13 protein-coding genes are annotated in these 12,197 nt (G+C 39.2%); 8 read left to right on the top strand and 5 right to left on the bottom strand.

The genetic code is table 11. The features are described from left to right. The gene (locus ABD682_RS02040; RefSeq protein WP_344738467.1) at positions 1-471 is read right to left on the bottom strand and encodes a CBS domain-containing protein; all 471 of its coding nucleotides are present in this window, start codon (positions 469-471) and stop codon (positions 1-3) included. Between the two features lie 276 nt (positions 472-747). Here ABD682_RS02040 and ABD682_RS02035 point away from each other — a divergent pair, with 276 nt between their 5' ends. Beyond that, positions 748-1,470: a hypothetical protein gene (locus tag ABD682_RS02035; RefSeq protein ID WP_344738465.1), complete on the top strand. Its 723-nt coding sequence runs from the start codon at positions 748-750 to the stop codon at positions 1,468-1,470. A 73-nt stretch (positions 1,471-1,543) separates the two neighbouring features. On the opposite strand, the gene ABD682_RS02030 is transcribed toward ABD682_RS02035, so the two are convergent. Then, complete coding sequence (locus ABD682_RS02030; RefSeq protein WP_344738463.1) at positions 1,544-2,071, bottom strand: hypothetical protein; 528 nt, start codon at positions 2,069-2,071, stop codon at positions 1,544-1,546. A 166-nt stretch (positions 2,072-2,237) separates the two neighbouring features. Between ABD682_RS02030 and ABD682_RS02025 the strand changes: the two genes are divergently transcribed. The 4 genes from ABD682_RS02025 to ABD682_RS02010 all read left to right on the top strand — a co-directional run bounded on the left by ABD682_RS02025 (position 2,238) and on the right by ABD682_RS02010 (position 6,087). Next, positions 2,238-3,200, top strand: coding sequence for an NAD-dependent epimerase/dehydratase family protein (locus ABD682_RS02025; RefSeq protein ID WP_344738462.1), 963 nt, complete (start codon positions 2,238-2,240; stop codon positions 3,198-3,200). A gap of 63 nt (positions 3,201-3,263) precedes the next feature. Beyond that, positions 3,264-3,854, top strand: coding sequence for a HupE/UreJ family protein (locus ABD682_RS02020; RefSeq protein ID WP_344738461.1), 591 nt, complete (start codon positions 3,264-3,266; stop codon positions 3,852-3,854). A 185-nt stretch (positions 3,855-4,039) separates the two neighbouring features. Then, the gene (locus ABD682_RS02015) at positions 4,040-4,471 is read left to right on the top strand and encodes a deoxycytidylate deaminase (protein WP_344738460.1); all 432 of its coding nucleotides are present in this window, start codon (positions 4,040-4,042) and stop codon (positions 4,469-4,471) included. After that, the gene (locus tag ABD682_RS02010; protein ID WP_344738459.1) at positions 4,471-6,087 is read left to right on the top strand and encodes a S41 family peptidase; all 1,617 of its coding nucleotides are present in this window, start codon (positions 4,471-4,473) and stop codon (positions 6,085-6,087) included. Before ABD682_RS02015 ends, ABD682_RS02010 begins: the two co-directional genes overlap by 1 nt. On the opposite strand, the gene ABD682_RS02005 is transcribed toward ABD682_RS02010, so the two are convergent. Genes ABD682_RS02005 through ABD682_RS01995 form a run of 3 tightly spaced genes read right to left on the bottom strand, consistent with a single transcriptional unit; the run spans position 6,079 to position 7,491 of the window. Further along, positions 6,079-6,684, bottom strand: a complete 606-nt coding sequence (locus ABD682_RS02005; protein WP_344738458.1) for an FAD-dependent oxidoreductase — start codon at positions 6,682-6,684, stop codon at positions 6,079-6,081. The two genes, ABD682_RS02010 and ABD682_RS02005, sit on opposite strands and share 9 nt — an antisense overlap. A 2-nt stretch (positions 6,685-6,686) precedes the next feature. Next, positions 6,687-6,890 (bottom strand): hypothetical protein, encoded by a 204-nt coding sequence (locus ABD682_RS02000; RefSeq protein WP_344738456.1) that lies wholly within the window; start codon positions 6,888-6,890, stop codon positions 6,687-6,689. A gap of 13 nt (positions 6,891-6,903) precedes the next feature. Next, positions 6,904-7,491 (bottom strand): MarC family protein, encoded by a 588-nt coding sequence (locus ABD682_RS01995; RefSeq protein ID WP_344738454.1) that lies wholly within the window; start codon positions 7,489-7,491, stop codon positions 6,904-6,906. A gap of 131 nt (positions 7,492-7,622) precedes the next feature. Here ABD682_RS01995 and ABD682_RS01990 point away from each other — a divergent pair, with 131 nt between their 5' ends. The 3 genes from ABD682_RS01990 to ABD682_RS01980 all read left to right on the top strand — a co-directional run bounded on the left by ABD682_RS01990 (position 7,623) and on the right by ABD682_RS01980 (position 12,182). Then, positions 7,623-8,198 carry a DUF3109 family protein gene (locus ABD682_RS01990; protein ID WP_344738452.1) on the top strand — a complete coding sequence of 192 codons (576 nt, stop codon included), beginning with the start codon at positions 7,623-7,625 and terminating at the stop codon, positions 8,196-8,198. Positions 8,199-8,468: 270 nt separating this feature from the next. Continuing rightward, positions 8,469-9,452 (top strand): ribonucleotide-diphosphate reductase subunit beta, encoded by a 984-nt coding sequence (locus ABD682_RS01985; RefSeq protein ID WP_344738450.1) that lies wholly within the window; start codon positions 8,469-8,471, stop codon positions 9,450-9,452. Between the two features lie 222 nt (positions 9,453-9,674). Continuing rightward, positions 9,675-12,182 (top strand): ribonucleoside-diphosphate reductase subunit alpha, encoded by a 2,508-nt coding sequence (locus tag ABD682_RS01980; RefSeq protein WP_344738448.1) that lies wholly within the window; start codon positions 9,675-9,677, stop codon positions 12,180-12,182. The last annotated feature ends 15 nt before the right edge of the window (positions 12,183-12,197 follow it).

Below are 12,197 nucleotides of genomic sequence, written 5' to 3'. Positions count from 1 at the left end.
TTATTTCCAGGTATGACCTTTCATGGCCATGGCAGCCTTTAAAATATCTTTCTGACTGATCTGTCCCACCAGTTTGCCCTTTTCAAGAATAGGGAAACGCCGGCGTTTCGCGTTTAAGAATTTGTTTGCCGCGTCAAAAATATTCATGTCACCATCAATGGTCTCTACGTTACGCACCATGTATTTTTCGATGGTCATATCCTGCATCGGCATGTTGTAATAACGACTTTCACTAATTTGTTTAATGCAATCGCCCTCAGATATAATGCCTACCAGTTCATTCTTTTCGTTCACCACAGGGCCTCCGGAAATCCGATATTTAATGATCGCTTCCATCACACTTTCAATGGTTTGATCCGGTGTGAACTTAATTAAATTTGTGGTCATGTAATCGCTCACCTTCATCGGTGTGCTATCGGCAACATTATTGCCCTGCTGTCGCCTTGATCCTTGAAAACTTTTAAAACCCATAATTCCTTTAGTTTAGATGTTGGTAACTTGAAATATAGCTAATTAAATTCAATTTTCCTAAAAATTTCCGGTTGGCAAAAGTTAAAAACCGATTCAATAATCAATTTATTTAGAGCTTTTTAGCCTGTTTTTCTTTTTGTTTTCGCCTTACGGCGGAAGAAAATTGCCATGTATCCGTAATTCGAAATAATTAGCATTCTTTTAAGACTTTGAAAACTATTTTTTTATAGTTTTAGGCCTTCAAATTGAAGCGAAACAAAACTTAAATACAATACAATGAAAAAGTTGATCATTGCCCTGCTTTTGCTGGGAGGAATTCAAATGAATGCACAGGACAATTCAGCCATGCTGAAACACTTTGAAGCTTATTACAAACAAATGAAAGCTCAAGGCGATACACAAGGTATAATTAATGCCTTAACACACCTCAATGTCATGCAGCCATCAGAAGCCCGAAAAGACACTCTGGCTTACATTTACATGTCTGATGGAAATTACATGCAGGCCTTAAATACTATTGGTTACGAAAAGTTGCCTGCCGATTCTGATATCGCTGTGCAGGTTAAAGCCATTTCTTTAAAAGCCTTGAACCAACCGAAGTTAGCTTTGGGACAGTTTGAAGAAATGTACAAACGAAATCCAAATCCATCGATCGCTTATGAGTTGGCCGATCTAAATATTCAAACCAAAAATTTAGATGAAGCCAAGAAATACATCGATATGGGAGCTGCAAATGTAAAGCCGGAAATGAAGCATGCTTACTACGAAACACAACAGCCATATCAGGTGTCTTTAAAAGCCGCTTTTATGTATCTGGACGCCTTGTATACCTACAATAAAGATAAAAAGGCAAATCTGGATAAAGCTATAGATCTATTAGATTCTGCTTTAAAAACGGCGCCAAACTTTAATTTGGTACAGATTACCAAGCAGGAAATGTTGAGACAAAAACAAGCCTTACAAGCTCAGGCCGAACAAGCGGCTAACTCCGGAAATTAGTCTCAACAAAAGCATATAAAATAAAAGGTTTGACTTCAGGTCAAACCTTTTTTTATTTCGGTATTTTTTAGGATTATGGTTTTTCTATAGTAATATTATCGGCTTCCACTTTGGCGTTCATTTGGAAGTTCAGATTGTAAAAAGCTTCCAGCAGTCCATGAATGCTTGCTAACAATTCCGGCTTTTTGGTAGTGCTCAAATTCGCTATACTCTTCAGTTTTAAAAGTTGTGTCTCTATCGCTAAAACGCGCGCTTCAGTGGCTTCACTTTGAATATTTTTAGGCATGTTACCTTTTAGATTTTTTACCAGGGTTTCCATATCGCCGTCGTCGTTATAAAACAAATTGAGGTCGGCATTCTTCACATTAATAATAAGGTCATCCAGTTTATTATAAGCCTGCCAATCGCTTATGCGCTGTTTTGTTTGAGGGTCTAAAGCAAATTCCGTGAGCTTGAGCTTGGCGATGTCCTGCGGACTCAATTCCTCGCTAATTATTTTTTCGGTAACCTCTTTGGGTATCGGTTCCTGTTTATCTTCCTTGTTTTTACAACCAACTAAAACGGAAAGCATCAAACAAATTGTAAGCCAATAGGATCTCATAGGATGTCATTTTGAAACAAAGATACACGAATAGTTCATTCTTAACTTAAGCTCATTAAACGGGATTTTATTTTATTTATTTTGAATCCGAAATTTTAAGACGAAAGTGAAACATTATCATTTAATTGTTATTATTTTTGAATTTTTCTTATAAACTTCAGTTTAAATGAGCGAAAAAATATTGATTATTGGGGCCTGTGGCCAGATCGGATCTGAGTTAACTTTCAAATTACGAGAGGAATATGGGGCTGAAAATGTGATTGCCAGCGATATCAGTTACAGTAATCTGGATATCGTGAATTCCGGAAATTTTGAAATTGTTGATGCCCAGGATTACTCCAGTATGAAGACCTGTGTTGAAAAATACCAGATCGATACCGTTTACATGATGGCAGCTATGTTAAGTGCTACCGGTGAAAAATATCCTATGAAAGCCTGGGATCTCAACATGTTATCCTTGTTCAATGTACTGAATCTGGCAAGAGCTAAATTCATTAAAAAAGTATTCTGGCCATCGAGTATCGCCGTTTTTGGAAAAACAACGCCTGTTGATTTTACACCGCAATACACCATTATGGAGCCTTCTACGGTTTATGGTATTACCAAACAAGTCGGGGAGCGTTGGTGCGAATATTATTTTAATAAATACAATGTGGATGTTCGCAGTGTGCGTTATCCGGGGATCATCAGTTGGAAGACCTTACCGGGAGGTGGTACTACAGATTACGCCGTAGATATTTATCACAAAGCTATTACGGAAGGCAAATATGAATGTTTTTTAAAACCCGACACCAAGTTGCCTATGATGTATATGGATGATGCGATAAAAGCCACTATCGACCTCATGCAAGCCCCTGCGGAATCGGTGAAGATACGTTCGTCGTATAATCTGGCAGCGGTAAGTTTTACGCCTGAAGACATGGTAAAAAGCATTAAAAAAGTGCGTCCGGATTTTGAAATAAGCTACAAACCCGATTACCGCCAGGACATTGCTGATAGTTGGCCAAATAGTATTAACGATTCTTATGCGCGCCAGGATTGGGGTTGGAAGCATGAATTTTCATTGGAAGCGATCACGAAAGACATGTTATCGGAATTAGAGCAAAAATATAAGAACGAAAAGGCCTAAGCACTTCTTTTTTATTTGATAATTGTGTAATTTGGACACCCACAAACCCTAGAATTGATTAATATGCTTCAAGATTTTTGGTTTAATGTGGAGTTCGGCATGGATCACGTACTCGACATTAACGCTTACGACCATGTACTTTTCCTGATTTCCTTAACCGTGCCGTATTTGTTTCGCGACTGGCGTCGTGTGCTGCTTTTGGTGTCTTTGTTTACCTTAGGGCACACTTTGTCTTTAGTTTTGGCGGCCTACGATGTCGTTTACGTAAACTCGGTTATTGTTGAATTTTTAATACCAATAACCATTTTGGTGATGGCGCTTTACAATGTGTTTACAGCAAATCGTGGTGGCAAAAAGGAAAAAGTAGGCCTGCTATCAATTTCGGCAGTGTTCTTTGGGTTGATCCATGGGTTAGGTTTTGCCGGAGAATTCAAAATGTTTGCGGCTGGAGCCCCCAGTAAATTAGCTTTACTTGTAGAATTTGCTTTGGGTATTGAACTCGCACAAGTTATTATTGTGTTTGTTGTGCTGTTTCTTAGCTACATTATTCAAACGATCTTCCGGTTTTCACGACGTGATTGGATCATGGTGATCTCGTCGATAGTGGTGGGCTTAGTGATACCCATGATTCTGAATAGCGCCATGTTATCATAAAAAATTCATAAATTTTGATATTTAAGGGTTGTATTTAAAATACGAACCCGTTATATTCGTTTACCTTTGCGTTGGGTCTGCGTTAGGCCTGCCGGCAGGCAGGGATTGAGGCTTAGTTAGGGCGCCTTGCAAAGCGCGACTGCCGAAAGCCAGACCCGTAGGGAAACGCCCAAAAAAAAATTATAATGCCGAAAAAAAAACAGTTGAAATACGACAAAGCCTATTTACGAATGGCTCGAGAATGGGGGAAACTGTCGTATTGCAAACGTAGGCAGGTTGGCGCGATTATTGTGAAGGATAGAATGATCATTTCGGATGGCTATAACGGCACGCCTTCGGGGTTTGAAAACTATTGTGAAGATGATGCCGGATACACAAAATGGTATGTATTGCACGCTGAGGCCAATGCTATATTAAAAGTAGCGTCATCTACGCAATCGTGTCGTGGCGCAACGCTTTATATTACCATGTCGCCCTGCAAGGAGTGCAGTAAATTAGTGCATCAGGCGGGTTTTGTTCGGGTGGTTTATATCGATGCTTACAAAGATGATTCGGGCCTGCAGTTTTTGAAAAAGGCCGGTGTAGAACTGGCGCAAATTGAAGATTTAGAAGACTAATGTTTTACAAAAAGAAATATTTACCATTACTGATTGGATTAGGCATAGCAGCCGGGATTTTTATTGGCGGGAAACTCAATTTTTCCGACGCTCCGGATCGCTTGTTCTCTACCAACAGTAAAAAAGATAAACTGAATCGCCTGATCGATTACATTGATTACGATTATGTGGACGATGTGAACACCGATAGCATTGTGGATGTCACGGTTAATGGCATTTTAGATAATCTGGATCCGCATTCGGTATACATTCCTAAAGAAGACATGCAACGTGTAACGGAAGAGATGCGTGGGGATTTTGTTGGGATCGGGGTAAGTTTTTATCCGTATAAAGATTCGGTTGCTGTGATTCGTCCTGTTACGGGAGGGCCCAGTGATCTGGCTGGAATTAAAGGAGGCGATCGCATTATAATGGCCAATAACGACACACTTTTTGGTCAGGATATGACCGATAAGGATATTGTTAATAAACTGAAAGGCCCCATAAATTCCAATGTGGAACTCAAGGTATATCGTCGCGGTGTTTCCCATTTATTGGATATAAATGTAAAACGAAGCCATATCCCAATTAATAGTGTTGATGCGGCATACATGCTTACAGATACTTTAGGATATATAAAAATTAATAAGTTTGCCGAGTCGACATTCAAGGAATTTAAATCGGCACTTGATAAACTTAAGACTCAAGGTGCTACAGAACTGGCTTTGGACTTACGTGATAATCCCGGGGGATTTTTGAATATAGCTGAAGAGATCGCTGATGAGTTCCTAAAAGATGGAAAGCTCATCGTTTTTACCAAGAATAAACGTGGTAATATTGATAAAAGCTATGCTACCGATGAAGGCGCATTTGAAAATGGAAAGCTGTATGTGATGATCAATGAAAACTCAGCCTCGGCCAGTGAGATCATCGCCGGAGCGCTTCAGGATAATGATCGCGGTACCATTGTTGGGCGTCGCTCTTACGGTAAAGGTTTGGTGCAACGCGAAATGGACCTGGGTGATGGCAGCGCAGTGCGTTTAACAGTTTCCAGATATTATACACCAACCGGACGTTCTATTCAACGACCTTACGGTAAAAACCACAAAGATTATTTTGACGATTATTACGAGCGCCTAAAAAGTGGGGAACTTGTAGACCCGGATAAAATTGAAGTAGCAGATTCGTTAAAATATACTACACCGGGCGGTAAAGTGGTTTATGGTGGTGGCGGTATCATCCCTGATATTTTTGTTCCGCTGGATACCAGTATGCAGAATGAAACCTTGAATTTTCTGAAACGTCGTGGGTTGATAAACTTCTTTATTTTTGAATACCTTGATAAGGACCGCAGTGCATATTCGAATTTTTCAAGAGATTATTTTATCAAGAATTTTAAGGTAAGTGATTCTCTCGTATTCAAATTTCAGGATTGGGTGAATTTAAGAACCGATACCAAAATTACTTTCGTTGCTTATCATGACGAAGTGAAACAGTATTTGAAAGCGGCACTGGCGGATCAGTTATTTGGTCAGGGTGCTTATGATGAGGTTTTCAATCAGAATGATCTGATGATCGATGAGGTGAAAAAACTGAGTCGCGGTATAAAACCAAATCCTGAAGATATCCTAGACTAGTTTATCGTGAATTTTGGTGTGTTTGCCACCGTTCCAAAGAGTTAGAATATCGGTAGCAACCTGAGCGCCGCTTCCTGAGGCAATAGAAAACTGACTGCGCCAACCGGCTAAAGTACCGGCAACATACAAATTCTCCTCAATTTTATGATCGGTGTTTTTTAACCAGATACGATCTTTTTCAATAGCTGCCCGAGGGTGAGGTTCCATATAAGTTTCAAGTCCTTTAATGCGTAATAAACTGGTATAGCCTACCGCAACCACTACGATTTTACAGGAGTAAGTATTTTTATTTGTTCGGATAGCGAAACCACTTTCAATTTTTGAAATTTCCAGAACTTTTTCGTTTTGGATCTGTTCCACATGAGGATATAGCGTAGTGAGTTGTTCTTTTCCGGATTGAAGTACCGATGCGCCTGTGGTACCGGGGGTTAAACCCAATACATTGTTAAATAAGGCCGTTTGTAAATGCGAATTCTTTTGATGCATGATGATGCCAATGCGTTTATCTTTTGCAAAAGCCTTGTGCTGCGCAGAGCCTAAAACCAAAGCGCAAGACATACCCGCAGCACCGCCACCAATTATTAAAGCATCAAACATCGTTATTTGTTCTCTTTAACTTTTTGTTCAATGCGCTTGGAAACGTATAAAATCCCCATCATCAAAATAACACATAAACTGGCCAAAATAGTGATTACGGCTACTTTATTGTTGCCATCAAAAGAGGCGTTAAAATCGATAATGGTTAAGTTAAAAATGATAAGTCCGAGTGCAATTACGCTAAGAACTATAGATAGAATTTTCATAACTATTTATTTTTTAGGCCATATCAAATAAAGCCTTGATGTTGTGGGCAAATAGTTTTACAGCGATGGCCAATAAAACCACACCGAAGATTTTTCGGATGATGTTAATTCCGTTAACACCAATAATGCGTTCGATCTTGCCCGAGGTTTTTAACACTATAAAAATAATAATAACATTCAGAATAACCGCAACAATAATGTTCTCTGTGCGGAATTCAGCACGTAGAGACAATAACGTGGTTAAACTTCCAGGGCCGGCAATAAGCGGGAAAGCCAATGGAAATACCGACGCTGTCATAGGGTCATGGTCTTCTTGCTTATACAAGGTGATCCCTAAAATCATTTCAAGTGCAATAAAAAATAAAATAAAGGAACCGGCAACAGCAAAGGAATTCACATCAATTCCGATCAGGTTCAAAATACTCTTTCCTAAAAATAGAAAAACCACCAAAATAACACCGGCGATAATCGAAGCTTTTTCACTTTGAATATGACCAACTTTTTTGCGGAGGTCAATAACAATGGGGATATTTCCAACAATATCGATCACGGCAAAAAGAACCATGAAAACGGTAAATATTTCTTTAAAATTAAAGTGCATCTCAGTTACGTTTATGCGATTTAAAGGCGTCAATTATCAGGCGCCAAATTTTCGGCAAAAGTACTATATTATCTTTAGTAAAAAGACCTAAAGTTTAACTATTTTTGCACCCTACAAAATACGTAAATTTTATGTTCCAATTAGGAAAAACCATTGTCTCGGAGGAGGTTATTGAAAATGATTTTATTTGCAACCTTCACGCTTGTAAAGGAGCTTGCTGTATTGATGGCGAAGCCGGGGCTCCTCTAGATGAAGCAGAGACCGAAATTTTGGAACGCATCTACCCGAAGGTTAAACCATTTTTACGCCCGGAAGGTATTGCTGCTATAGAGGCCCAAGGTACCTTTGTAAAAACCGAAGATGACGAGTTGGAAACACCGCTTATCGACGGCGCGGATTGTGCCTATGTGATCTTTGATGAGCAAGGCACTGCGCTGTGCGGAATTGAAGAAGCCTACAATCAAGGAGAAATTGATTGGAAGAAACCGGTGTCTTGTCACTTATATCCCGTAAGAGTGCAAGATTATTCGGAATTTTCGGCCGTAAATTATCATCGCTGGCAAATTTGCGATGACGCCTGTACTTTAGGACAAGAATTAGGGGTTCCTGTCTATAAATTCGTAAAAGAAGCATTAATTCGAAAATTTGGAGCGGACTGGTATGCCGAGTTGGAAACCGTTGCTGAAAACCTAAAAAATAAGTCCTGATTAACTTTAAAACAGGCTGTTTTCAAGGCTTTTTTTGGTGAAAATCTACCGAAAAACTACTTAAAAAAAAACATTTTTAAAACACTGATAAACAAATGGTTAAAAACCATTTTGTGTTTAAAAATGAATTTTGTGGCTAATTTTTGATTGTTAAAAACTTGTTAACAATGTTTATAAATATACCTTTCATTTTTGGCTTCTATTTTCAATATTTGTTATTCCCAAATCGCGAAAAAATAATCGTCAAACTTTATAAAAACACTCAAAAAAATGTCGCAAGCAGCCGTAGAGCCCATCCTTCAAGAAAACAAAGATCGTTTTGTCATATTTCCAATCCAACACCATGATATTTGGGAGTGGTATAAAAAATCGGAAGCCAGTTTTTGGACTGCTGAGGAAATCGATCTACATCAAGATCTTACAGATTGGTCTACCAAATTAAATGATGACGAGCGTTATTTTATAAAACACATTTTAGCATTCTTTGCAGCCAGCGACGGGATTGTAAATGAAAACTTAGCTGAGAACTTCGTGAATGAGGTTCAATATAGTGAAGCTAAATTCTTCTATGGGTTTCAGATCATGATGGAGAACATCCATAGTGAAACCTATTCATTATTGATCGATACCTACGTAAAAGAAGAAAAAGAAAAAGATATTTTATTTAATGCCATCGAGAATTTCCCTGCCATTAAGAAAAAAGCAGAATGGGCTTTGAAATGGATCGAATCTCCAAGTTTTGCCGAGCGATTGATCGCTTTTGCTGCTGTGGAAGGCATTTTCTTTTCAGGAGCTTTTTGCTCGATCTTCTGGTTGAAAAAACGTGGCTTAATGCCAGGTTTAACCTTCTCCAACGAGCTTATTTCCAGAGATGAAGGTGTGCACTGTGATTTCGCAGTACATCTTCATGAAAACCATTTGAAAAATAAAGTGCCAAAATCTCGAATTAGAGAGATTTTAATAGACGCTTTAGATATAGAACGTGAATTTATAACAGAATCTTTACCTGTGAGTCTAATTGGTATGAATGCGAATCTGATGTCGCAATACCTTGAATTTGTAACTGACCGTTTGTTGTTCGAACTAGGTTGCGATAAAGTTTACAACACCGCTAATCCGTTTGATTTTATGGACATGATTTCTTTACAAGGAAAAACCAACTTCTTTGAGAAACGTGTTTCTGAATACCAAAAGGCAGGTGTATTAAACAAAGAAGAAGAGAAAGATAAATTTAAATTCGATGCCGATTTTTAATGAACGACCCTTTCTGTTAAAGGTGTAACCAAAATTTTGGTATAACAGAAAATTCGGAATTTAAAATCAAGTTCCACGTTGTGGAATTGCGATAACAACCATTTTTTAAAAATTAATTAACCATTTGATTTTGAATACGTTTCAAGTCGTTTTCAAAATCAAGCTAACCAATTAACCACTTTTTTCTGGAGGCGTTCAGAAAAAATAAAAACCCTATAAGCGATGTATGTAATAAAAAGAGACGGAAGAAAGGAGCAGGTGATGTTCGACAAAATCACCGCCCGAGTGAAAAAATTATGTTATGGCCTCAATGAATTGGTCGACCCCCTAAAGGTTGCCATGCGTGTTATTGAAGGTCTTTACGACGGCGTAACCACCAGTGAGCTGGATAATCTGGCTGCCGAGATTGCGGCAACCATGACCACAGCACACCCGGATTATGCCCGACTTGCAGCGCGTATTTCAGTGTCGAACCTACACAAGAATACCAAGAAAACTTTCAGTGAAGTAATGCACGACCTGTACACCTACGTAAACCCACGAACCGGTAAAGATGCGCCATTGCTTTCAGATGAGGTGTACAATGTTATTATGGAGAATAAAGAACGTCTCGACTCCACAATTATATACAATCGCGATTTTGGTTACGACTATTTTGGGTTTAAAACATTAGAACGCTCGTATTTATTGAAATTGAATGGAAAGATCGCCGAGCGTCCGCAACACATGTTGATGCGTGTTTCCGTGGGTATCCATTTAGATGATTTAGAATCGGCAATTGAAACCTATGAGCTGATGTCTAAGAAATATTTTACGCATGCCACGCCAACTTTATTTAATGCAGGTACACCAAAACCACAGATGTCATCTTGTTTCTTATTAACCATGAAAGAAGATAGTATTGATGGTATTTACGACACGCTTAAACAAACCGCGAAGATATCTCAATCTGCAGGAGGCATTGGTTTGGCTATGCACAACATTCGTGCTACAGGAAGTTATATTTCCGGAACTAATGGTACCAGTAACGGGATCGTACCGATGTTACGCGTCTTTAACGACACTGCCCGTTATGTAGATCAGGGAGGTGGAAAACGTAAAGGAAGTTTTGCCATTTATCTGGAAACCTGGCATGCCGATATTTTTGATTTCTTAGAGTTGAAGAAAAACCACGGTAAGGAAGAAATGCGTGCCCGCGATTTATTCTACGCCATGTGGATCTCGGATCTATTCATGAAACGTGTTGAGGAAAATGGCGATTGGACGCTTATGTGTCCGAATGAATGCCCAGGATTACCGGAAGCACACAGTGAAGAATTTGAAAAACTATATACCAAATACGAAAAAGAGGGTAAAGGTAGAAAAACCATAAAAGCCCGTGAACTTTGGGAGAAAATATTAGAATCTCAGATCGAGACCGGAACGCCATATATGTTGTACAAAGATGCGGCCAACCGTAAATCAAATCAGAAGAATTTAGGAACAATTCGTTCTTCAAACTTGTGTACCGAGATTCTCGAATATACCTCTCCGGATGAAGTAGCGGTATGTAATTTAGCGTCTATCGCTTTACCGATGTTCGTTAAGAATGGTGAGTTTGATCATAAAGAATTATTCCGCATCACAAAACGCGTTACGAAAAACTTAAACCGTGTTATCGATAGAAACTACTATCCGGTACCGGAAGCTAAGAACTCCAACATGCGCCACAGACCAATTGGTCTTGGGGTACAAGGTTTAGCTGATACGTTTATTCAATTGCGTTTACCATTTACCAGTGATGAAGCCAAGCAACTGAATCAGGATATTTTTGAAACCCTTTACTATGCGGCAGTTTCGGCGAGTATGGAAGAAGCTAAAGCTGACGGACCATACGAAACATATGAAGGATCTCCAATCAGCAAGGGACTGTTCCAACATAACCTGTGGAACGTAAAAGATGAAGAACTAAGTGGTCGTTGGGACTGGGATAAACTTCGTGAAAAAGTTAAGAAACACGGGGTGAGAAACTCATTATTGGTGGCACCAATGCCAACGGCTTCAACATCTCAGATCCTTGGAAATAACGAATGTTTCGAACCTTATACTTCGAATATTTATACGCGTCGAGTGTTATCAGGAGAGTTTATTGTAGTGAACAAACATTTATTAGAGGACCTGGTAGAACTTGGCCTTTGGGATGAAAACCTGAAGCAGGATATTATGCGAGCCAATGGTTCCATCCAGAATATCGACGTGATTCCACAGGAGATCAAAGATCTTTATAAAACGGTTTGGGAATTGAGTATGAAGGATATTATAGACATGTCGCGTCAGCGCGGTTATTTTATCGACCAGTCACAATCCCTGAACTTATTCATGGAAGGCGCTACGATGGCTAAATTAACCTCTATGCATTTTTATGCCTGGAAGAGCGGCTTAAAAACAGGTATGTATTACTTGCGCACGAAGAGTGCGGTGGATGCGATCAAGTTTACGCTTAAAACATCTAAGAAAGGGGAGCCTGCTGCAGAAACTGCTGAAGTTGTTCAAGTAGATCCTGTAATAGCAGAGCAAACAGAAGCGAAGAAAAAGAAACTGGCAGCTCAGAATGCCGCAAAATTTGCTAAAGAGAAAAACCCACAAAAAACCGAAGAGGAAGTGAAGCCAATGACTCCTGAAGAAATGAGAGCTTTGATCGCACAAGCGAAGGAAAGCGAAGGAGATGATTGCTTAATGTGTGGTTCTTAAGTTTATTTATTAAGT

This window comes from Gaetbulibacter aestuarii (assembly GCF_039537665.1).
Classification (GTDB): Bacteria; Bacteroidota; Bacteroidia; order Flavobacteriales; family Flavobacteriaceae; genus Gaetbulibacter_A; species Gaetbulibacter_A aestuarii.
Note: the sequence above shows the minus strand (reverse complement) of the source record. Positions and strands in the feature narration are given on the sequence as shown.

What these genes read in the sequence shown, in the direction of transcription:
- ABD682_RS02040 (WP_344738467.1), bottom strand. Translation starts at nt 471, where the DNA reads ATGGGTTTTAAAAGTTTTCAAGGATCAAGGCGACAGCAGGGCAATAAT.
- ABD682_RS02035 (WP_344738465.1), top strand. Translation starts at nt 748, where the DNA reads ATGAAAAAGTTGATCATTGCCCTGCTTTTGCTGGGAGGAATTCAAATG.
- ABD682_RS02030 (WP_344738463.1), bottom strand. Translation starts at nt 2,071, where the DNA reads ATGAGATCCTATTGGCTTACAATTTGTTTGATGCTTTCCGTTTTAGTT.
- ABD682_RS02025 (WP_344738462.1), top strand. Translation starts at nt 2,238, where the DNA reads ATGAGCGAAAAAATATTGATTATTGGGGCCTGTGGCCAGATCGGATCT.
- ABD682_RS02020 (WP_344738461.1), top strand. Translation starts at nt 3,264, where the DNA reads ATGCTTCAAGATTTTTGGTTTAATGTGGAGTTCGGCATGGATCACGTA.
- ABD682_RS02015 (WP_344738460.1), top strand. Translation starts at nt 4,040, where the DNA reads ATGCCGAAAAAAAAACAGTTGAAATACGACAAAGCCTATTTACGAATG.
- ABD682_RS02010 (WP_344738459.1), top strand. Translation starts at nt 4,471, where the DNA reads ATGTTTTACAAAAAGAAATATTTACCATTACTGATTGGATTAGGCATA.
- ABD682_RS02005 (WP_344738458.1), bottom strand. Translation starts at nt 6,684, where the DNA reads ATGTTTGATGCTTTAATAATTGGTGGCGGTGCTGCGGGTATGTCTTGC.
- ABD682_RS02000 (WP_344738456.1), bottom strand. Translation starts at nt 6,890, where the DNA reads ATGAAAATTCTATCTATAGTTCTTAGCGTAATTGCACTCGGACTTATC.
- ABD682_RS01995 (WP_344738454.1), bottom strand. Translation starts at nt 7,491, where the DNA reads ATGCACTTTAATTTTAAAGAAATATTTACCGTTTTCATGGTTCTTTTT.
- ABD682_RS01990 (WP_344738452.1), top strand. Translation starts at nt 7,623, where the DNA reads ATGTTCCAATTAGGAAAAACCATTGTCTCGGAGGAGGTTATTGAAAAT.
- ABD682_RS01985 (WP_344738450.1), top strand. Translation starts at nt 8,469, where the DNA reads ATGTCGCAAGCAGCCGTAGAGCCCATCCTTCAAGAAAACAAAGATCGT.
- ABD682_RS01980 (WP_344738448.1), top strand. Translation starts at nt 9,675, where the DNA reads ATGTATGTAATAAAAAGAGACGGAAGAAAGGAGCAGGTGATGTTCGAC.